This window comes from Herbiconiux sp. (assembly GCF_023264855.1).
In the GTDB taxonomy this organism is placed as follows: domain Bacteria; phylum Actinomycetota; class Actinomycetes; order Actinomycetales; family Microbacteriaceae; genus Herbiconiux.
Genome location: NZ_JAHFUW010000025.1, coordinates 37,140 through 57,085 on the forward strand (window position 1 = coordinate 37,140; position 19,946 = coordinate 57,085).

Annotated in this window: 22 protein-coding genes; 15 read left to right on the plus strand and 7 right to left on the minus strand. The window is 71.0% G+C overall.

What is annotated here, in order from left to right:
* Positions 1–111: 111 nt before the first annotated feature.
* The 9 genes from Q0D75_RS11435 (at position 112) to Q0D75_RS11475 (ending at position 9,710) form a co-directional block, all read left to right on the plus strand.
* Positions 112–1,728 (plus strand): ABC transporter substrate-binding protein, encoded by a 1,617-nt coding sequence (locus Q0D75_RS11435; protein ID WP_291053392.1) that lies wholly within the window; start codon positions 112–114, stop codon positions 1,726–1,728.
* Positions 1,729–1,732: 4 nt separating this feature from the next.
* Positions 1,733–2,704 carry an ABC transporter permease gene (locus Q0D75_RS11440; protein ID WP_291053395.1) on the plus strand — a complete coding sequence of 324 codons (972 nt, stop codon included), beginning with the start codon at positions 1,733–1,735 and terminating at the stop codon, positions 2,702–2,704.
* Positions 2,701–3,594, plus strand: coding sequence for an ABC transporter permease (locus Q0D75_RS11445; RefSeq protein ID WP_291053398.1), 894 nt, complete (start codon positions 2,701–2,703; stop codon positions 3,592–3,594). Before Q0D75_RS11440 ends, Q0D75_RS11445 begins: the two co-directional genes overlap by 4 nt.
* Complete coding sequence (locus Q0D75_RS11450) at positions 3,591–4,598, plus strand: ABC transporter ATP-binding protein (RefSeq protein ID WP_291053400.1); 1,008 nt, start codon at positions 3,591–3,593, stop codon at positions 4,596–4,598. The genes Q0D75_RS11445 and Q0D75_RS11450 overlap by 4 nt, the downstream gene beginning before the upstream one ends.
* The gene (locus Q0D75_RS11455) at positions 4,595–5,350 is read left to right on the plus strand and encodes an ATP-binding cassette domain-containing protein (protein WP_291053403.1); all 756 of its coding nucleotides are present in this window, start codon (positions 4,595–4,597) and stop codon (positions 5,348–5,350) included. The genes Q0D75_RS11450 and Q0D75_RS11455 overlap by 4 nt, the downstream gene beginning before the upstream one ends.
* Positions 5,347–6,399: a P1 family peptidase gene (locus tag Q0D75_RS11460; protein WP_291053406.1), complete on the plus strand. Its 1,053-nt coding sequence runs from the start codon at positions 5,347–5,349 to the stop codon at positions 6,397–6,399. The genes Q0D75_RS11455 and Q0D75_RS11460 overlap by 4 nt, the downstream gene beginning before the upstream one ends.
* Positions 6,396–7,529 carry a P1 family peptidase gene (locus Q0D75_RS11465; protein WP_291053408.1) on the plus strand — a complete coding sequence of 378 codons (1,134 nt, stop codon included), beginning with the start codon at positions 6,396–6,398 and terminating at the stop codon, positions 7,527–7,529. Before Q0D75_RS11460 ends, Q0D75_RS11465 begins: the two co-directional genes overlap by 4 nt.
* Positions 7,530–7,586: 57 nt before the next feature.
* On the plus strand, positions 7,587–8,660 hold the full coding sequence (locus tag Q0D75_RS11470) for a C45 family autoproteolytic acyltransferase/hydolase (RefSeq protein ID WP_291053411.1): 1,074 nt from the start codon (positions 7,587–7,589) through the stop codon (positions 8,658–8,660).
* A 63-nt stretch (positions 8,661–8,723) separates the two neighbouring features.
* Entirely contained in the window at positions 8,724–9,710 is a 987-nt protein-coding gene (locus Q0D75_RS11475; protein ID WP_291053415.1) for a LacI family DNA-binding transcriptional regulator, read from the plus strand.
* 131 nt (positions 9,711–9,841) lie between these two features.
* Here Q0D75_RS11475 and zapE read toward each other — a convergent pair whose 3' ends face one another.
* The 3 genes from zapE to Q0D75_RS11490 are packed head-to-tail and all read right to left on the minus strand — an operon-like array spanning position 9,842 to position 12,643.
* Entirely contained in the window at positions 9,842–11,050 is a 1,209-nt protein-coding gene (gene zapE / locus Q0D75_RS11480) for a cell division protein ZapE (RefSeq protein WP_291053417.1), read from the minus strand.
* On the minus strand, positions 11,050–11,982 hold the full coding sequence (mshD, locus tag Q0D75_RS11485; RefSeq protein ID WP_291053419.1) for a mycothiol synthase: 933 nt from the start codon (positions 11,980–11,982) through the stop codon (positions 11,050–11,052). Before mshD ends, zapE begins: the two co-directional genes overlap by 1 nt.
* The gene (locus Q0D75_RS11490; RefSeq protein ID WP_291053422.1) at positions 11,951–12,643 is read right to left on the minus strand and encodes a response regulator transcription factor; all 693 of its coding nucleotides are present in this window, start codon (positions 12,641–12,643) and stop codon (positions 11,951–11,953) included. Before Q0D75_RS11490 ends, mshD begins: the two co-directional genes overlap by 32 nt.
* A 77-nt stretch (positions 12,644–12,720) precedes the next feature.
* On the opposite strand from Q0D75_RS11490, the gene Q0D75_RS11495 reads away from it, so the two are divergent.
* The 4 genes from Q0D75_RS11495 to Q0D75_RS11510 all read left to right on the plus strand — a co-directional run bounded on the left by Q0D75_RS11495 (position 12,721) and on the right by Q0D75_RS11510 (position 16,121).
* Positions 12,721–12,987 (plus strand): hypothetical protein, encoded by a 267-nt coding sequence (locus Q0D75_RS11495; RefSeq protein ID WP_291053425.1) that lies wholly within the window; start codon positions 12,721–12,723, stop codon positions 12,985–12,987.
* A 132-nt stretch (positions 12,988–13,119) separates the two neighbouring features.
* Positions 13,120–13,794 carry an FABP family protein gene (locus Q0D75_RS11500; RefSeq protein WP_291053428.1) on the plus strand — a complete coding sequence of 225 codons (675 nt, stop codon included), beginning with the start codon at positions 13,120–13,122 and terminating at the stop codon, positions 13,792–13,794.
* A 4-nt stretch (positions 13,795–13,798) separates the two neighbouring features.
* On the plus strand, positions 13,799–14,998 hold the full coding sequence (locus Q0D75_RS11505; protein ID WP_291053431.1) for a glycine cleavage T C-terminal barrel domain-containing protein: 1,200 nt from the start codon (positions 13,799–13,801) through the stop codon (positions 14,996–14,998).
* A 7-nt stretch (positions 14,999–15,005) separates the two neighbouring features.
* Positions 15,006–16,121 carry an FUSC family protein gene (locus tag Q0D75_RS11510; RefSeq protein WP_291053434.1) on the plus strand — a complete coding sequence of 372 codons (1,116 nt, stop codon included), beginning with the start codon at positions 15,006–15,008 and terminating at the stop codon, positions 16,119–16,121.
* Between the two features lie 27 nt (positions 16,122–16,148).
* On the opposite strand, the gene Q0D75_RS11515 is transcribed toward Q0D75_RS11510, so the two are convergent.
* Both Q0D75_RS11515 and Q0D75_RS11520 read right to left on the minus strand, forming a co-directional pair.
* On the minus strand, positions 16,149–17,012 hold the full coding sequence (locus tag Q0D75_RS11515) for an LCP family protein (protein WP_291053437.1): 864 nt from the start codon (positions 17,010–17,012) through the stop codon (positions 16,149–16,151).
* Positions 16,954–17,280: a hypothetical protein gene (locus Q0D75_RS11520; RefSeq protein WP_291053440.1), complete on the minus strand. Its 327-nt coding sequence runs from the start codon at positions 17,278–17,280 to the stop codon at positions 16,954–16,956. The genes Q0D75_RS11515 and Q0D75_RS11520 overlap by 59 nt, the downstream gene beginning before the upstream one ends.
* Positions 17,281–17,374: 94 nt before the next feature.
* Between Q0D75_RS11520 and Q0D75_RS11525 the strand changes: the two genes are divergently transcribed.
* Positions 17,375–17,803 (plus strand): hypothetical protein, encoded by a 429-nt coding sequence (locus tag Q0D75_RS11525; protein ID WP_291053441.1) that lies wholly within the window; start codon positions 17,375–17,377, stop codon positions 17,801–17,803.
* A gap of 17 nt (positions 17,804–17,820) precedes the next feature.
* On the opposite strand, the gene Q0D75_RS11530 is transcribed toward Q0D75_RS11525, so the two are convergent.
* Positions 17,821–18,636 (minus strand): class I SAM-dependent methyltransferase, encoded by an 816-nt coding sequence (locus Q0D75_RS11530; RefSeq protein WP_291053444.1) that lies wholly within the window; start codon positions 18,634–18,636, stop codon positions 17,821–17,823.
* A 44-nt stretch (positions 18,637–18,680) separates the two neighbouring features.
* Here Q0D75_RS11530 and Q0D75_RS11535 point away from each other — a divergent pair, with 44 nt between their 5' ends.
* The gene (locus Q0D75_RS11535) at positions 18,681–19,436 is read left to right on the plus strand and encodes a phosphoglyceromutase (RefSeq protein WP_291053447.1); all 756 of its coding nucleotides are present in this window, start codon (positions 18,681–18,683) and stop codon (positions 19,434–19,436) included.
* Between the two features lie 79 nt (positions 19,437–19,515).
* Here Q0D75_RS11535 and Q0D75_RS11540 read toward each other — a convergent pair.
* A partial coding sequence (locus Q0D75_RS11540) for a PhoU domain-containing protein (protein ID WP_291053450.1) occupies positions 19,516–19,946 on the minus strand: 431 nt, incomplete at its 5' end.

Sequence of the window (19,946 nt, forward strand, 5' to 3'; positions counted from 1 at the left end):
CGAGCCCATTTCCGATTGACGCCCGTTCCGGAACCGGTCTATATTCGCCACCATGCCGGAACGATCCGGCTCCCCGCGCTCCACCCTTCCCGCACCGAGGAGTACGCCCTGATGAAGAGAACCCCGCTTGCGATCGGCCTGCTGGCCACCGCGCTCGTTCTGACCGCCTGCACGGCCCCGACGACGGAGTCGACGGCCGCCACCGAAGAGCAGCCCGGCTACCTCGCCGTCGCTGATCCGTCGCTCGCCACGGGCGGCGACCTGAGCGTGCAGCTCGACTACGACTCGGTGGAGGCGAACGGGCTCGATCCGCAGACGGCCACCACCGCCCGATCCTGGACCCTGATGGGCCTGGTCTACGACACCCTCGTCACCGTCGGTCCCGACTTCTCGATCGAGCCGGGTCTCGCCACGAGCTGGGACACGCCCTCCGACACCGAGTACGTGTTCACGCTTCGCGACGACGCCGTGTTCTCCAACGGCCGGCCGATGACCGCGGACGACGTGGTGGGCAGCCTGCAGCGCCTGCTCGACAGCAAGTCGGACTGGTCGCTGCAGCTCGGCCAGGTCTCGTCGGTGCAGGCGACCGGCGGGAACGAGGTGACGGTGACGCTGGCTGCGCCCTACACGTCGTTCCTCGGCGCCCTCGCGAACACCCCGGCGGCCATCCTGCCGATGACCGAGATCGCCGACGGATCGGTCGACATCACCACGACGATGCTGGGCACCGGCCCCTACGTGGTGCAGGACCACGTGCAGGACCAGTCCTGGACCTTCGGCCCGAACGAGCACTACTACGGCGCCGCGACCCGCGGCCCCGAATCGGTCGCCGTCGACATCGTGACCGAGGAGAACACCCGCCTTGCCGCCATCCGCGACGGCAGCGCCGACTACGCCTTCTTCAACAACGTCGACGCCCTCGACCTGCTCGGCGGCACCGAGAACGCCCGGGTGGTGAACCAGCAGAACACCGACTTCTACTACCTGATCATCAACTCGCAGAACCCGGATTCGCCGCTGGCCGACCAGAAGGTGCGCTTCGCCATCAACAGCGCGCTCGACCGCCAGGAGATCTCCGACATCGCCCTCGCCGGCCAGGCCCTGCCCACCGGTGTCACCCCCGCCACTCTGCCGGGCGCCTGCCCCGCCGCCGACCTCCCTTCGGAGAAGCCGACGACCGACGAGATCAAACAGGCTCTCGCAGACGCCGGAGCCGAGGACCTCGACCTCACCATCACGCTCTACAACACCGAGCCCGCGCTGGCGCAGATCGCTCAGGTGATGCAGCAGGAGCTCGCGGCCGTGGGGGTGAACCTCACCATCGAGAACCTCGACATCGGATCGTTCGTCGACAAGATCTACTCCAGCAGCCCCAGCGACATCGACCTCGCCCTCAGCTGGTACGCCGGCTACGGTGACGCCGCGATGGTGTCGAAGTGGTGGAACGGGGATGTCTCGACCTTCACCGCCGGCTTCAAGGCCAACGATCCCGCCCAGAACGCCCTGCAGGTGGCGGCCGGCTCCGAGCCCGCCGGCGCCGAGCGCGACGCCACCATGGTCGAGCTCTGCGCATCCGTCGACGAGTCGAGCGAGCTGGTGCCGCTGGTCACCCGCCCCGGCGTGATCGGCTACCGCACCGATTCGCTGAGCCCCACCATCAACACGAACGAGGGCTACGGCAGCGTGCTGCGCGACATCGTCGACTACCGGATGATCGACGCGGGTTGATCTCATGCGTCTCCTCCTCTGGCTGCCGGGGCGGCTGCTCGGTGCACTGGTCGTGCTGGTCGGGGTCTCGATCCTGATCTTCGCGGCCGTGCGCAGCCTCCCCGGCGGCTATGCGGACGTGATCCTCGGATCCCTGTCCTCTCCCGAAGCGCGGGCCGCCCTCGCCGAGCAGTACGGGCTCGACAAGTCGATCCCCGAGCAGTACCTGCTGTGGGTGCTCTCCGCGCTCCGCGGGGACTTCGGCACCTCGATGGTGAGCCAGCTGCCGGTGACGGACGAGTTCGCCTCGCGGTTGCCGCTCACGCTCGGTCTGGGCGTGATCGCCATCGCGCTGACCGTGCTGATCGGCATCCCGCTCGGCGTCTACACCGGCACCCGCTCCACCGGCGGGCGGTCCAGCGTGCTGGGCCGGCTGGTGAGCAGCATCGGCATCAGCGTGCCGGAGTTCGTGCTGGCGAGCGTGATCGTGTTCCTGTTCTCGCGTTTCGCGCTGGGGCTCCGGGTGGGGAACGTGGTGTCGCCCGCCACCGACCTGGCGGCGAGCATCCCCACGCTCATCCTGCCGGGCGTCGTGCTCGCGGTGTTCTGCATCGCCTCCACCGCCCGCACCACCCGCGACGCCGTGCTCGGCGTGCTGGTGGAGCCGCACGTGGGCGCGGCCGTCGCCCGCGGCGAATCGAAGGGCTTCATCATCCGTCACCACGTTCTGCGGAACGCCTCCATCCCCATCCTCACCCTCGTGGCCACCCTCACCGCCTATCTGCTGGGTGGCGCCGTGATCGTCGAGACGGTGTTCGACGTGCCGGGCCTCGGCTCGTACCTCGTGCAGGCGCTCGGCCGCCGCGACTACGCCGTGATCCAGTCCGGCGTGCTGCTGGCCACCGTCGTGTTCGTCGTGATGAGCCTTCTCGTCGACGTGCTCACCGGCCTGATCGACCCGCGGGTGAGCGTCGCGAAGAAAGGACGGTGGGCATGACCGGCACGGTCGCACCGATTCCGCGCGCCACCGCCGCGCAGGCCGCCCGGAGGGGACTGCGCCGGGCGGCGACGACTCTCGATCCGCTCGCCACCGTGGCCGCCTGCGTGCTGCTGGCGATGTTCGCAGCCACGATCCTGGCCCGCCTGGTGGGACTCGGCGGCAGCCCGACCGAGATCGTCGGCACCCGGCTCGCGGCGCCCTCGCTCGCCTTCCCCCTCGGCACCGACAGCCTCGGCCGTTCGCTCGTGCCGCGGTTGCTGGAGGGAATCGGCACCACGCTGCTGCTCTCGGTGATCGCCGTGGCCATCACCGCGGTGCTCGCCTCCACCGCCGGCATCGTGGCCGGCTACCGTGGCGGCCGGGTGAACGGAACCATCATGCGCGTGGGCGACATGCTCTACGCCTTCCCCTCCATCATCCTGGCCATCCTGGTGGCCGCCGTGGTGGGCCCGGGGCAGGTGGCCGCGCTCGCCAGCATCGTGCTGGTGACCGTGCCGCTGATGACCCGCCTGGTGGCGGTCTCCTCCCGGGCCGTCGCCGACCGCGACTTCGTGGCCGCCGCGGTGATCAGCGGGGTCTCGACCCCGCGCATCCTGGTGCGGCACATCCTGCGGAACGTCGCCGGCACCATCGCGGTGCAGGGCACCTACGCGCTGTCGATCGCGATCCTGGTCGAGGGCGGCCTGAGCTTCCTCGGCTATGGCGTTCAGCTGCCGGGTTCCTCGCTCGGCCTCCTGATCAAAGAAGGCACGACCTACATGGTGAAAGCCCCCTGGCTGATCGTCGCACCCGGTGTCGTGCTCGTGATCGCCATCCTCTGCATCAACGTCATCGGCGACAGCCTGCGCGACCGCCTCGAACCCCGGGAGACGAGGTCACTCGTATGAGCGCCCCGAACGCATCCGCGGCACAGATCGTCGTCGAGAACGCGGTGGTCGACTACGTCACCCCGAGCCGCACCGTGCGCGCCCTCGACGGCGCCACCCTGCGCATCCCGGCCGGCCAGAGGGTCGGTGTGGTGGGGGAGAGCGGATCGGGCAAATCCACGCTCGGCCTCCTGCTCGGGCGCCTCCTGCCGAGTCTCGCCACCGCCACCGGCGCGGTCGACGTGGCCGGCAGCCCCGTGCTCGAGCTCACACCCGCCGCGATCGCCCGGCTGCGCCGCAGCGAGCTCGCGTTCATCGCCCAGGACGCCGTGGGCTCCCTGAACCCCACGTTGCGGATCGGCCGGCAGCTGAGCCTGGCGATGCGGCCGGCGAAGCCCGCGCCGGGCGAGCTGGTGGCGATGCTGGAGCGGGTGAGGATCCGCGATCCCGAACGGGTGCTGCGGCTGTTCCCGCACGAGATCTCCGGCGGCATGGCCCAGCGCATCGCGATCGCCATGGCCATGCACCGTGCCCCGCGCATCCTGGTGGCCGACGAGCCCACCGCCGCGCTCGACACCCAGGTGCGCGACGAGGTCACCCGGCTCGTCTTCGAGCTCGCCCGCGAGGCCGGAAGCACCGTGCTCTGGCTCAGCCACGACCTGATCGCGGTCGCGAAGTGGTGCGATCGCATCGTGGTGATGTACGGCGGGCGGGTGGTCGAAGACGGCGTGGCCGCCGAGGTCATCGCCCGGCCGCGGCATCCGTACACCGCGGCGCTCGCCGCCTCCCTGCCCGCGCGGCTGGCGCCCGGCGAACGGCTGCCCGCCATCACGGGCAGCCCGCTGGTGCTCACCGGCCCGGCCGCCGGATGCGCGTTCGCGCCCCGGTGCCCGTTCGCGGCGGAGCAGTGCTCGACCGTACGGCCCGAACCGGTGATCCGCGAGAGTCGCGGCATCCTCTGCCACCGGATCGACGAGATCCCGGCACTCGTGGCGGCCGGGGCGACGAGCGGGGAGACGTCATGATCGAGAACGTGCTCGAACTCGACCAGGTCTCGACGGTGTTCCGCTCCGGCTGGGGCCGCGGCCGGCGCGAGCTCACGGCGATGGACGACATCACCCTCTCGGTGCCCGCGGGCGAGACCCTGGGCCTGGTCGGGGAATCCGGATCGGGCAAGACGACCACCGGATCCGTGGCCCTCGGCCTCCGCCGGCCCACCTCGGGCACCGTGCGGTTTCTCGGGCGGCCGTTCGACCGGCGACGGGGCACGGCGGGGCAGATCCAGGCCGTGTTCCAGAACCCGAACTGGTCGCTGAACCCCCGGCTCACCGTGGGTGCCTCGATCGCCGAACCGCTGTCGGCGGCCGAGGGCGGCTCGCTGAGCTCGCACGAAGACGCCGTACTGACGATGCTCGACGAGGTGGGCCTGCACCGCTCGGTGGCCGAGCGGCACCCGCACGAGCTCTCGGGCGGGCAGCGGCAGCGGGTCGCCGTGGCCCGGGCGCTGATCACCCGGCCGCGCTTCATCGTGTTCGACGAGGCGGTGAGCGCGCTCGACGTCTCGGTGCAGGCGCAGGTTCTCAACCTCATCAAAGACCTGCAGGCGCAGAACGGATTCGCCGCCCTGTTCATCTCGCACGACCTCGGCGCCGTGCGATACGTGTCCCACCGCATCGCGGTGATGCGGCTCGGCGAGATCGTCGAGCTGGCCGAGACCGAGCGCTTCTACGACGCACCCGAACACGACTACTCACGACGACTCCTGGAGGGCATGTGACCACGAACGACAGCACCGAGGCCGGCGAGGCCGCCGTGCACCGGCTGACCCCGGTGCCCGATTTCGGCGACCGCCCGGGCAACGACGACGCCGAGCTGGTGCCCTCCTACGGCTCGGGCAGCGGATCGGTGCCCTACGACTTCGACGGCGTGCTGGTGGGCACGGCCGAGTACGAGGCGGGCCCCACCGGCGCCACCGTGATCGCCATCCCGGCCGGCGCGCGGATGGCGATCGACGCCCGAGGCGGCGCCATCGGCCTGACCAGCGGTTTCGAGTTCCACGCGCACGCCATCTGCCTCGCGGGCGGTTCGATCTACGGGCTCGCGGCCGGCGCGGGGGTGCAGGACGAACTGCTCCGCCGCGCCGGCAACCGCACCTCGGTCGGCGCCCTCCGACTTGTCTCCACGGCCGTCATCTACGACTTCGCGGCGCGCGACAACGCGGTGTACCCGGATGCGGCGCTCGGCCGCGCGGCTCTGCTCGCCGCGAAGACCGACCGCATCCCGGTGGGCCGGGTGGGGGCGGGATCGAGTGCCTCCAGTGGCAAGGTCGACTGGGGCCGCTGCGAGTTCACCGGCCAGGGCGCCGCCTTCGGGCGCTACGGCGAGTTGAAGGTGCTCGTCGTCACGGTGGTGAACCCGGTCGGCGTGATCGTCGACCGCAGCGGCGCCGTCGTCCGCGGCAACTACTCCTCGGCCACCGGCGAACGCCATGCGACCGCCGACGACTACGAGGCGGCGCTCTCTGAGGGCAGTTCGCCCGTCACCCGGAACGGCAACACCACTCTCACCGTCGTGGTGACCAACGTGCGCCTCACCGACCGCGAACTCGCGTTCTTCGGGCGTCAGGTGCACGGCTCGATGCACCGCGCCATCCAGCCCTTCCACACCACCCACGACGGCGACACCCTGTTCGCGCTCACGACCGACGAGGTCGACCTGCCACCGCACGGGTCGTCCGACCGGGGAGTGAACGCGGTCAGCTCGATCGCTCTCGCCACGGTCGCCTCCGAGCTGGCGTGGGACGCCGTGCTGAGCAGCGTCTCGTGAGCGCCCCCCGCGCCGGCGGCATCTCCCGCCCCGACATCCCCACCACCAGAACGGAACACGCGATGGATGCGCAGCAGCAGTTCGTGACGGCCGTCGAGGCCGCGAGGGCGGCGGGCGGCCCCCGCCTCGTGCCCGAGCCGGTCTACGGCGACGGCCTCGGCAACGCCGACTTCGACCTCACCCCGGTCACCCTGCCGGGCACCGGCCGGGTCGCCTTCGACTTCCCCGGAGTCAGCGTCGGCACCGCCGAATACCTCGAGGGCCCCACGGGCGCGACGGTGCTGCACTTCGACAAGCCCGCCCGCACGGCGGTCGACGCCCGGGGTGGCGCCATCGGCATCACCGGCAAGTACGAGACCGTCAACGACGCCATCTGCCTCACCGGCGGCTCGGTCTACGGCCTCGCCGCCGCCACCGGTGTCGAGGACGAGCTGCTGCGCCGACGCCACGGGCGCGTGGGCTGGGCCGACCTGCAGACCGTCTCCGGTGCCGTCATCTACGACTTCGGGGCGCGCGACAACGCGGTGTCCCCGGATGCGGCGCTCGGCCGGGCGGCGCTGCTCGCTGCCTCGACCGAGAGCATCCCGGTCGGCCGCTGCGGCGCCGGCGTCAGCGCCTCGGCCGGCAAGATCGACTGGAGCCGGATCGAGTACACCGGGCAGGGTGCCGCCTTCCGTCAGGTCGGGGCGGTGAAGATCCTGGTGGTCACGATCGTGAACCCGGTCGGCGTGGTGATGGATCGCGACGGCACCATCGTCCGCGGCAACTACGATCGCGCGACCGGCGCCCGCCGGCATCCGTCGCTCGACTACGAGGCGGCCTTCGCGGCCGGCACCGAGCCGACCTCGGTGGGCGGCAACACCACCATCACCTGCCTCGTCACCAACGTGCGGCTGGCCGACAAGGAGCTCGAGCACTTCGGCCGCCAGGTGCACAGCTCGATGGCGCGCGCCATCCAGCCCTTCCACACCACCCACGACGGCGACACCCTCTTCACCGTCACCACCGACGAGGTGGAGCTGCCGGCCGCCGGCGCCCGCCCGTTCGGCGTCGACTCCATCAACTCGGTCGGCCTCGGCACCATCGCCGCCGAGGTGGCGTGGGATGCGGTGCTCGCGAGCAGCCGATGAGCGGGCGATGATCCGCCGCCCCCGCAGAACCACCCGTCACCAGCAGGAAAGCACAGCATGACCGTTCACAGATTCGTGTCCACCGAGACGGATCCCTTCCGCCGCGGAATCGAGCTCGGCCGCTTCGGCGCCGTCGACATCCGCGCGAACATCGACATCTACACCGAGCTGTTCCGCACCGTGGGCGTGACAGCGGCGGCCTTGCGCGAGCAGGGCGGGGAATCCATCCGGCGAATCCGCGACTGGGCGCCCGAGCTCGAGGCCGAGCTGCGTGGCGTGGCCGAAGGATCGGGCGTGCCGCTGGAATCGCTCGGGATGCTCAACGCGCGCACCGAGGTGCTGGCGATCGTCGGCGAGACCGGCGAGGGGGAGTGCTCCACCGTCGTCTCCGTGCCCGACGGCGCAGCACCGCGGTCGATGCAGACCTGGGACTGGCACGACGAGTCGAACGCGAACACACTCGTGGTCGAGCATCCGCGGGCCGGCGGAGGGACGGTGAAGTACTTCACCGAGTTCGGGCTGCTCGGCAAGATCGGGCTGAACAGCGACGGCCTCGGGGTGCACTTCAACATCCTGAACAACGCGGCCGACGGCGACCACGTGGGGGTGCCGGTGCACGCGGTGGCGCGGCAGATCCTGGAGGAGGCCTCGACGGTGGCGGAGGCGATCGCGATCGCGCGCTCGGCCGAGGTCACGGCCTCGACCGTGCTCACCGTCACCACCTTCGACGGCGAGCGGGGCGACGCGGCCTGCATCGAGCTCAGCCCGGAGCGCACGGCGGTCATCCCGGTCGACGACTCGCGCCTGCTCGTGCACACCAACCACTTCCTCGACGAGCAGCTCGCGGCGGGCGAGCTGTCGCTGGATCGCTCGAGCACCTACCCGCGGCGGCGCATGCTGGCCGAGCGCGCCGAGGTGTTCGCCGGTGCCGACCCGGTCGATCGGGCGCTGGCCATGGTGATCCATCAGGAGGACGGCGCGGCGGTGTGCTGCCATCCGGATCCGGCGCTGCCGCCGCACCTGCGCTGGGAGTCGCTGATCACGATCGGTCTCGATCTGCAGGGCACCACCCTGCAGTTCCACGACAGCCGGCCGTGCCAGGTGCGGCGGGAATCGTGGCAGAGCTTCTGAGCGCCCTGCCGCGGATTCCGGGCGGGCGCATACGATGAAGGCATCCATGAGCGAGGGGCGGGCGTGGGCTCAGCAACGATAGTCGACGTGGCGCGCGCCGCCGGGGTCTCCAAGACCACGGCGTCGGACGCGCTGCGCGGTCACGGGCGTGTGTCGGAGGCCACCCGGGTCGCGGTGGCCGAGGCTGCGGCGAGCCTGGGCTACACGATCAACCGCTCGGCGCGCTCGCTGCGCACGGCCACCACCGGGGCGATCGGGCTGTACGTGCCGCAGGTGATCTTCCGCTCGGAGTACTACCTGTCGTTCGTGTACGGCGTCGCGAACGAGGCGGCGAAGGCCGAGTACGACGTGACGCTCATCATGTCGGGTCAGCTGCCGAGCCACGGGCACCTGCCCAACGTCGACGGCATCGTGCTGTGCGACCCGGTGGCCTCCGACCCCGTCGTGCGCGGTCTGATGGCCACGGGACTGGCCGTCGTCACCTGCGAGCGCTACAACGGCGACCGGGTGCCCAACGGGGTCATATGGTCGGACCACGCCGCGTATCTCGAGCAGTTGCTCGACGAGCTCGCGGGGGCGGATGCCCGTCATCCGGCGATGCTCGCCTCCACCACGGTCTCGGACTGGTCGATCTCGCTGGTGCAGAAGTACCGCAGCTGGTGCCTCGCCCGGGGCATCGAGCCGGTCATCCGCGAGGTGCCCTTCGGCACCGATCCCGCCGCGCTGCAGGACACCACGCTGCAGTTCCTGCAGGAGAACCCCACGGTGGACGCACTGGTCTGCGCCGCCGACGGGGTGGCGGCCGCCGCGATCCCGGCCATCCGGCTGCACGGTCGCACCATCGGCGAGGACTTCCTGCTCGCCTCCTGCGTCGACGGCACCTCGATGCGTATCGCCGATCCCGCGATCACCGCCATCGACACCAAGGGCGGCGAGGCCGGCAGCGAGTGCGCCCGCCTGCTCTTCGAACTGCTCGACGGCTCCACCCCCGAGGGCACCGTGCGCGAGATGCCCCTCGAGCTCAACCAGCGCGCCTCCACCGGCGCCTGACCCGTCCGCCTCCACCTCCTCCACCTCTACCACTTGTCCAAAACGAAGGAGCTTTTCGCCGACGCGCCGGTCGGCGCTCGCCGCAGGCGGCGTGGCGGGAAGAAACTCCTTCGTTTTGGATGGCGAGAGTGTCAGGAGACCACGCGCAGGAGGGCGAGGCGGCTGGCGAGCCGGGCGTCGCCCGCGCGGGCGACCGCCGCGATCTGCTCGTCGCGCGAGACCTCCGACAGCATCACGGTCGGCACTCCCGCGTCGCAGAGTACATCGACGGCCGTGAGGAAGCGCAGCTGCGCGTCGCGCGCGAGCCGGCCGTAGCCAGGCACGCCCGTGATGACCCAGCGCGCGGGGAAGCGGTCGGCCCAGTCGAGGTACTCCATCGTCGAAAGAGGCCGCAGGCAGAGCTGCTCGAAGCTCACCCAGAGCTCGCCGGGCCGGGCGGCCGTCACCTCGAACGAGCGGCCGCCGATCCGCAGTTCGCCGGCCTCGCCGGGGCCGGGGGAACGCAGGCCGAGCGCCTCCAGCGCAGCTTCGGCCTCGGGCGCCCTGCCCGTGCCGAGTGCGCTCTCCGCTTCCGACGCTGCGACCGTGCCGGTCGCGCTTCCTGCGTCCGGCGTGCCGAGGGCCCCGCCGTGCACCCACGCGCCGGCCGCGAACCCGTCCCGCCGCTCGGCGGAGCGCCCGTCGGCGTGCTGCCGGTAGTCGACCTCGCCGGCGAGCTCCAGCACGTCCATCTCGGCGCGGATCAGCCGGATGCCGGGCTCCATCAGATGGTGCCGCACCGGATCCGGCAGCAGTTCTTCCGGCGCCTGGTTCGACGACAGCAGCAGCGCCACCCCGTCGTCGCGCAGGTCGTGCAGCACCCGCACCAGCAAGGTCGCGTTGCCCGGGTCGTCGACATGGAACTCGTCGAACACGAGCAGGCGCGCGCCACCCACCAGCTCGCGCAGGGTGCGCTCGAACGCTTCCTGCCGATGCTCGGGATCGCGCCCGCGCTGCACGAACAGCTCCCGGTGCAGCGCGTCGAAGAAACCGTGCGAGTGCACCCGGCGAACGGGCCCGGATGCCGCGGGCAGCACGCGCACGAAGGCGTCGAGCAGCCAGGTCTTGCCGCGCCCGACGGGCCCCCACAGGTACACGCCCCGAGGCGGGTCCGATCCCTCCGGGCCACTCGCGACGGGCGGCGTCGGAGACGGATCCGCGTTCTGCTCGTCGTTCTCCGGTGCCGACGGTTCGGCCCGTTCCAGCTCCCGGGCCAGCACCTCCAGCCGCGCGAGCGCGGCGCGCTGACCGGCATCCAGCTCGAACCCGGCCGAGACGGCCTGCTGCTCGACGGCGAGCATCAGGCTCGGCCCGGGCGCCCGCCCGGCCGGTGCTCGTACTGCACGTCGATGGTGTGGTCGGTGAAGCCGAGCGAACGGTAGAGCGCCACGGCCCGCTCGTTGTCGCCGTCCACGTACAGCGCGGCCTGCGACGCGCCCCGCGCGGCCATCCGGGCCAGCCCACGGTTCATCAGCTCGCGCCCGAGGCCCTGGCCGGCGTGGCCCTCTTCGACGCCGACGACATAGATCTCGGCCACCCGCGGGTCGTCGGGCTCGATCTTCAGCCAGTTGTAACCCACCAGCCGACCGGATGCGTCACGCAGCAGCAGGAAGTCCTCCGGCTCGAACCATGACTCCGACATGCGGAACCGCAGGTCGTCGGCGGTCAGCCCACCCTGCTCGGCGTGCCCGGCGAACACCCGCGCGTTGAGCGCGACCCACTCGTCGACGTCGGCTCCGCCGCGGAACGTCGTCACCGAGAACCCCTCCGGCAGGGCGCCGGGAACGGCCGACGAAGCGGAGGACGGCGGCGGCGACGCCACCTCCCGTCGCAGCTGCAGCAGCGTGCGAACCGGTGCGAACCGGTGCGTCTGCGCGAGACGCCGGCTGCCGGGATGGTCACCGTGCGCCCAGGCGAGAAGAGCGCCGCCCGTGGCATCCGGAGCCGGCGGATTGCGCAGCACGATCTCCAGCAGCTGACGCCCGAGCCCCTCCTGGCGCCACTCCGGGTCGATCACGAACTCGAGTTCGCCCTGCCCCACGATGGCGGCCCCCACGACCGAGCCCGAGCGCTCGGCGAGCAGCAGCGAACGGGTGCCCTTGCCGATGTCGACCAGTGCCTGGTCGTTGAACGGATGCTGCCCGTCGACCAGCGCGGCCCGTGCGGCCAGCCGCAGAAAGGGTTCGCGGGCCTCGTCGGGGCTACTGACCGAGAGTCTGAGCGAGTCGGTCATTGTCGTCCTCGAAGAAGTTGAAGCGGTAGCCGACGTTGCGCACGGTTCCGATCAGGGATTCGAGGTCGCCCAGCTTCGCCCGCAGCCGCCGCACGTGCACGTCGACCGTGCGGGTGCCGCCGAAGTAGTCGTAGCCCCACACCTCGCTGAGCAGCTGCTCGCGGGTGAACACCCGCGAGGGGTGCATGGCGAAGAAGCGCAGCAGCTCGAACTCTTTGAAGGTGAGGTCGAGCGGGCGGCCGTGCACGCGGGCCGAGTAGCTGGCCTCGTCGATGACGACGCCGGAGGCCTGGATCTTGGAGGTCGACTGGTCTTGCACCTGGCGGCCGATGGCCAGACGGATGCGCGTGTCGACCTCGGCCGGCCCCGCCGACTCGAGCACGACGTCCGCCGCTCCCCACTCGGCGCTGACGGCCGTGAGGCCGCCCTCGGTGAGGATGAGCACGACGGGCACGCCGATCCCGGTGGTGCTCAGGATCTTGCAGAGCGAGCGGGCCGAGGCCAGGTCGTGCCGGGCGTCGACGAAGATGAGGTCGCTGTTGGGGGTGTTCACGAGCTGCGAGGGCTCGGCGGGGATCTGCCGGGTGCGGTGACTCAATAGGGAGAGTGCGGGTAGCACCTCTCGGTCGACCGCAGAGGTCAGGATCAACAACTGCGCCACGTAAGATCCTCCAGAGAACGCCTGCGGTACATACTACTCGGGCTGAGTCGGGCAGAATGGCGGGTATGAGTCTGCTCATGAGAAGCGTAGTCCCGGTGTGGATCGTGTCCATCCTCGCCGTGATCGCGGTCGGGGTCTTCGTCACCCCCGACATGTACCTCGTGTTCCTGCCCGTCGTGCTGGGGCTGGTTCTGCTCATCACCTTCGGCATCCAGCTGCTCGTGCCGGTGCGCAAAGGCTTCGTCGACCGGGTGTCGGCCAGCGTCGGGGGAGCGGTGCTCATCCTCGCCGTGGCCACCGTGGTGCTCGGTCCCCTCGCCTTCGCCGCGGGCGCTACAATCTAGTCATGTCCTACGTTGCGCTCGAACTCCTGTTCATCGGCCTCCTCGGGCTTGCGAGTCTCGCAATCGCCTGGACTGCCGGTGTCGTCATCTACAAGCTGTACCGCGGCCAGCGCTGACCGGCGCTGAAGCGCTGTGATCGAGATCCCCACCGGCCTCCCGGCCGAGCTGGTGCCCCTGTCCTGGCTGATCGGCGTCTGGGAGGGCACCGGCGTCATCGACTACGCCATCGGCGAGGGCGAGGATGCCACGCGGGTCTCCCGCGAGTTCGGCCAGCGCGTGAGCTTCAGCCACGACGGTCTGCCCTACCTCAACTACAGCTCGTACACCTGGCTGCTGCCCGAGGGCGACGTGCCCACCGAGCCGCGCCTCTCCGACGAGGCGCAGGGCGATGCGGCCGTCTCCCCGGCCGAGGCGACGCCCCTCACCGCCGAGACCGGGTACTGGCGCCTGAGCCGTCTGCACATCGAAGGCGATGCCGGGCCGGGTCTGCTCCCGGGCGTCGGCGCGCGGCCGTTCAACACCGCGCAGGCGGTCGAGACGCTCCGCAACGCGGCGGGCGGCTTCGACATCGAGGTGTCGATCGTGCACCCGACCGGGATCAACGAGCTCTACCTCGGGCAGGTCAAGGGCCCGCGCATCGATCTCGCCACCGACGCCGTGGTGCGCACGAAGTCGGCCAAGGAGTATGCGGCCGCCACCCGCCTCTACGGCCTGGTGGAGAACCACATGCTCTGGGCCTGGGACATCGCAGCCCTCGGTCAAGACCTGCGCACCCACGCCTCGGCACGCCTGGCCAAGGTCGACTGAGGCCATGACGGCCTCCGAGACACCCACCCGCTCACCGTTCCTCGCGCTCCCCGGCGCCGTCGCCACATCCGAGGCTGCCGACGCGGTCCCGGCGCACTACGGCAACCCGATCGGCGAACAGCGGATGCTCGACGCGGCCGGCGCCGCCGGTTCCGTCTCCGTTCCGGTCGTGGTCGACCTCTCCGACCGCGGTGTGATCTCGGTGGGCGGTCCCGACCGGCTCAGCTGGCTCGACTCGGTCACCAGCCAGAGCATCCGGGCCCTGCAGGCGGGCGAGTCGGCCGAGACCCTGCTGCTCGGCGCGAACGGCCGCATCGAGCACGCCATCCGGGTGTTCGACGACGGCGAGACGGCCTGGCTGCTCGTCGACGCGTCCGAGACGGCCGAGCTCGAGGCCTGGCTGCAGCGCATGCGCTTCATGCTGCGGGTCGAGATCGCCGACCGCACGGCCGAGTTCGCCACCGTCGGCTGGCTGGCCGCGTCGTCGTCCGACTCGGACGCCGAGCGATCGACCGGGCCCGCGCTGGCCGCCGTGGCCGCCGCCGGGAACGGCCACGAGCTGACCTGGCGCGATCCGTGGCCCGAGGTGGTCGCGGGCGGTGTGCAGTACGCGCAGGTCGACGCGCATCCGGGAGCCGCCTGGTTCTGGCGCGAGACCCTCGTGCCGCGTGCCTCGCTCCCGGAGCTGGCCGACGCCGTGCGCACCGGTGAACTCGCCGCCGCCGGCCTGCTGGCCGCCGAAGCGCTGCGGATCGCCGCCTGGCGCCCGCGGCTCAGCACCGAGGTCGACGAGCGTTCCATCCCGCACGAGCTCGACTGGATGCGCTCGGCCGTGCACCTGAACAAGGGCTGCTACCGCGGGCAGGAGACGGTCGCGAAGGTGCACAACCTCGGGCACCCGCCGCGCCGGCTGGTGCTGCTGCAACTCGACGGCTCCGACGCCGTGCTGCCGGCCGCCGGCGACGAGGTCGCGGTGGCCGGAGACGAAGCCGCGGCCGGTCACGTCACCTCGGTGGGCATCCACCACGAGTGGGGCCCGATCGCTCTCGCCGTCGTCAAGCGGCAGCTGCCGGTCGATGCCGCGCTCGTCGTGCGCACGTCGCAGGGTGAGGTCGCGGCCACGGCCGAGACGATCGTGTCGCCGGATGCCGGTGCCGCGGTGGGCCGCGTGCGCCTGCCCAAGCTCGGCGCCCGAACCCGGTAGGGCGGCGGTGACCGGGCTGCCGGCCTCGATGGCCGATCCGGTGTCCCGGCGCGATCGCTGGAACGCCGAATTGCGCGCCGCCGTCGAGCGCACCGTCTCGAGCGGGCCGGCGATCGCCCAGCTGGTGGTGGCCGTGACGGTCGCCTACCTCATCACGCACTTCCTGCTCGGCCACCAGTATCCGATCGCCGCCGTCACGGTGACGCTGTCCAGCCTCGGGCTGGTGCTCGACGCCCGGCCCCGCCGCGTGCTCGAGACGGCCATCGCCATGACGATCGGCATCCTGCTCAGCGAGGTCATCCTGCTCGCCTTCGGGCAGGGCATCTGGCAGTTCGCGCTCACGGTGCTCGCCGCGCTGGCGGTGACGCGGTTGCTCTCGCCGGTGCCCGGGCTGCCGATCATGGCTGCGGTGCAGGCCTCACTGGTGTCGCTGATGCCGATCCCGGCGGGCGGCCCGTTCACCCGCACCGCGGATGCGCTGGTGGGCGGCGCGGTCGCCATCCTGGCCACGGCACTCATCCCGCGCGATCCGCGCCGGGCGGCCCGTCGCGAGGCGCTGAAGTTCTTCGCGGCGTTCACCGCCATCCTCTCCTCCCTCGTGACGGTGCTGCGGATCGGCGACCCCGGCACCGCCGAGATCGTGCTCGGCCGCGCGCGCGGCACCCAGGCGCTGATCGAGAGCTGGCGCTCCTCGCTCGAGTCGGCGGTGGCCATCTCGCGCATCTCGCCGTTCCTGCGCCGGCACCGCGGCGAGCTCGCCGAGCTGCAGCGGATGCAGCTGCACATGGATCACGCGGCCCGCAACCTGCGCGTCGTCTCGCGCCGGCTCAGCCTCGGCCTGGATTCCCGCCCGCGCCCCGAGCTCGCCGAACTGATGGCGGCGCTGCAGAGCGCCGTCTCGATGCTGGCCCAGAGCATCGACCACCCGGAGCTGCGCCCCGTCGTTCGGCAGAGCCTGGTGCTGATCGCCATCACCCTCGACCCGCGCCGTCTGGCCCCGGGGGAGCCCTATTCCGAGGCCGCGCTGGTGGTCACCATCCGTCCTCTCGTGCTCGACCTCCTGGCCGCGAGCGGCATGCCCCTCGACGAGGCCCGCCGTACCCTCCCCGACATCACCACCTGAGCACTTTTGACGCCATAGTGAGCGCCGTCACCCGGAGAACGCGCTCGCGCACGTCTCCTGGTCGGCGCGCTGGCCGGTGAGTCCTTGGATCGCTGCGGGACCGGCCGTCGCCGATGGCGCCTCGGTCATTGCCGGGCCCGCATTCTCGGGCGAGGAGGGAGCAGGGGTGGCGAGCGTAGTCCCGGATGCAGTCGAGTCGTCAGGAAGCACGACAGGCTCGTCGGCGAGAATCCTCGTGAAGAGCTCCTCGGCCAGAGCGAACGCCGGTTGTACCTTGTTGGTGTCTTCGACGTAGGCGGTGACGGGGTACTGCACGAAGACGATGCTGCTCAGATCGACGTCTTTGAGGGTCAGCGCCAGAGACACCATGGTGTCCGCGCTTCCCAAGCTCGTCGACGGGATGATGTTGTGACCGGCCGCCTGGGCGAGGGCATAGAGCTTCGCCGGGTCGGACAGGGTGCTGTCGGAACGGATCGTGCGCAGCAGGGACGAAAGGTACTGCTGCTGACCACCGATGCGCGACAGATCGCTGCCGTTACCGATGCCGTGCCGGTTGCGCAGGAAGGCGAGCGCGGTCTGCCCGGCGACGGTCGTACGCCCCGCCGGAAGGTTGACCCCGGAGTCGGCGTCGACCATCGGTTCGGTCACGCAGACCTCCACGCCGCCGACGGCATCGGTGAGGGCGATGACGCCGTTGAACGACGACGCTGCGGCGTACTGGATCGGTAGACCGGTGAGCGCGGAGATGGTTGCGGCGACGCAGGCGAGGCCTCCCCGGCCGTACGCGACGTTCAGAGGCTGGGCGCCCATCGAGTCGAATCGATCGCCCGTCTCAGGATCGACGCACTCCGGATGCGGGATCACGAGGTCGCGGGGGAGGCTGACGACCACCGCGTCGTGGTGGTCCGACGAGCATCGTGAATCCACCCTCGAACGCACCGAGGAAGGGTGGTGGAGCCTGCTCGGCCTCGCCCGCGATCTCGACCGCATGGTCGCCGAACGTCTGGGCGAGGCTCGCCGCCTCGACGGTGATCACGGCTCCCGCGCTGACCGCCAGCACCGCCAGCCCGATGGCGATGCGACGCGCGATGAAGGCCAGTGGCGAGCGACTGGACAGCCGCCCGTGCCGGATCTGGGACGGAGCCCTTCGAATGCGCACACCGGGATATTAGGTGATGAAACCTCATAAACGTCTCCGAGTCCGGCGCGGATCCGCGCACGCGGCGACCCGCGGGATTCGATACCTTAGAGCCATGAAGATGCGAAAGCTTGCCACCGTCTCCGCCACCGCACTCGCGTTCGCATTCGTGCTGACCGGCTGCACCATGACCGGTCCCACCACCAACTTCTCCGGCCTGCCCGACGAAGAGAAGCTGGTGACCGAGCTGGAGCCCTCCGACTCCGGCCTGCAGGGCTTCTGGATGCAGGAGGGCTCGCAGATCGGCGTCGCCATCTCCGGCAGCTCCACCTGCCCCGTGATCGGCTCCGACATCAAGGTCATCGAGCCTCGGGGTGAGGGCAACACCGTCGAGATCACCACGGTGCCGATGCCCGACGACCAGATCTGCACCATGGACTACGTGCCGCACACCTCGGTGTTCTGGACCCCGTCGAACATCACCACCACTGAGCCGCTCACCATCCGCGTCGGCGATGAGGAGATCGAGGTCGAGGTCAAGTAGGCCACGGGGCTCCCGCCTCAGAGCGGGGCCACGGCCTCCCACGGCACGGTGAGCTCGCCGAGACGGCGCCGGCGCGCGAGGGTGCGCACGGGCCATCCGGAGCCCTCCATCGCGGCGACGGTCGCCACCCAGCGCTGCACCGGTCCGTAGGTGCCGAGGGCGGCGTTGTGCTGCCAGAACCGGTCGAGGTCGGCGAGGAAGCGGTGGATCGGCTCGCCCGGCACGTTGTGGTGGATGAGCGCCTTGGGCAACCGTTCCGCCACGACCGACGGATGCTCGAGCCCGGCCAGGCGCAGCGACACGGTGAACGAGACGGGCCCGCCGTGCTGCACGGCCACCCAGCTGGCCACCCGCCCCACCTCGTTGCAGGTTCCTTCGACGAGCACGCCGCCGGGCTGCAGGCGCGACACCATGAGCGCCCAAGCGGCGGCGACCTCGGATTCGTCGTATTGCCGCAGCACGTTGAAGGCGCGGATGACGGCGGCCCGGCGCGCAGCCCCGCCCGGCAGGGGCACCTCGAAGCCGCCGACCGCGAAGTCGACGCGCGCCGCCGGGTCGAACGAGGTGCGCCCCGCCCGCACCTCGGCCAGCTGCGCTCGCGCGGTGGCCACCCGGCCCGGCTCGATCTCGAGACCGGTGACGTGCACATCCGGCCGCACCGTCGCCAGCCGGGCCTGCAGTTCGAACGCGGTGACGCCGCTGGCGCCGTAGCCGAGGTCGACGACCAGCGGATCGGCCGTCTGCCGCAGCGCCGGCAGGGTGCCGATCCAGCGGTCGACCCGGCGGAGGCGGTTGGTGCCCGTGGTTCCCCGGGTGACGGCGCCGATGGGCATGCCTCCATCCAAGCACGCGCGGCGGTCGGCAATAGACTGAAACCATGCCAACAGAGCCCTATACCCTCATCCTGCTGCGCCACGGCAACAGCGACTGGAACCAGAAGAACCTGTTCACCGGCTGGGTCGACGTGCAGCTCAGCGAGCAGGGCGTCGGCGAGGCGAAGCGCGCGGGCGAGCTGCTCGCCGCCTCGGGTGTTCTGCCCGACGTGCTGTACACCTCGCGCCTCACCCGCGCCATCCGCACGGCCGAGCTGGCGCTCGCCGAGGCCGGCCGCTCGTGGATCGACGTCAAGCGCTCCTGGCGCCTCAACGAGCGCCACTACGGCGCCCTCCAGGGCAAGGACAAGGCGCAGACCCTCGCCGAGTACGGCCCCGAGCAGTTCCAGACCTGGCGACGCAGCTTCGACGTGCCGCCGCCCCCCATCGCCGACGACGACCAGTACTCCCAGGTCGGCGACCCGCGCTACGCCGACCTCGGCGACGCCGTGCCGCGCACCGAGTGCCTGAAAGACGTCATCGACCGGATGCTGCCCTACTGGGCATCCGACATCCAGCCCGACCTCGCCGCCGGCAAGACCGTGCTGGTCACCGCCCACGGCAACTCGCTGCGCGCGCTGGTGAAGCACCTCGACGGCATCAGCGACGACGACATCGCCGAGCTGAACATCCCCACGGGCATCCCGCTGGTCTACAAGCTCGACGCCTCCTTCGTTCCCGTCGGCCCCGCCGAGTACCTCGACCCCGAGGCGGCGGCCGCCGGTGCAGCCGCCGTGGCTGCCCAGGGCGCCAAGAAGTAACCGACCGGCTCCACGCGAAAGGCCCCGCACCTCGTGAGAGGAGCGGGGCCTCTTCGGTGACCGGATGCCGCGGGAGCGGTTACGGGTTCTGCGTGTTGCCGGGCCATTCACCCGTGGCGAGGTACTGAACCTTCTTGGCGATGGAGACCGCGTGGTCGGCGAAGCGCTCGTGGTAGCGGCTGGCCAGTGTGACGTCGACGGTGTCGACGGCCTCGCCCTTCCAGTGCGAGCCGAGCACGGCGTCGAACACGCTCACGTGCAGCTCGTCGATGGCGTCGTCGTCGTTGCGGATCTGCTCCGCCAGCTGCATGTCCTCCGTGCGCAGCAGCACGGTGAGCTTCTTCGAGATCTCCACGTCGAGCCGGCCCATCTCGGCGAAGGTCTGGCGCAGGCTCTTCTTCACCACCTTGTCGGGGTAGCGGTACCGGGCCAGCTGGGCGATGTGCTCGGCGATGTCGCCCATCCGCTCGAGCGAGGCGCTCACCCGCAGCGCGGTCACGACGATGCGCA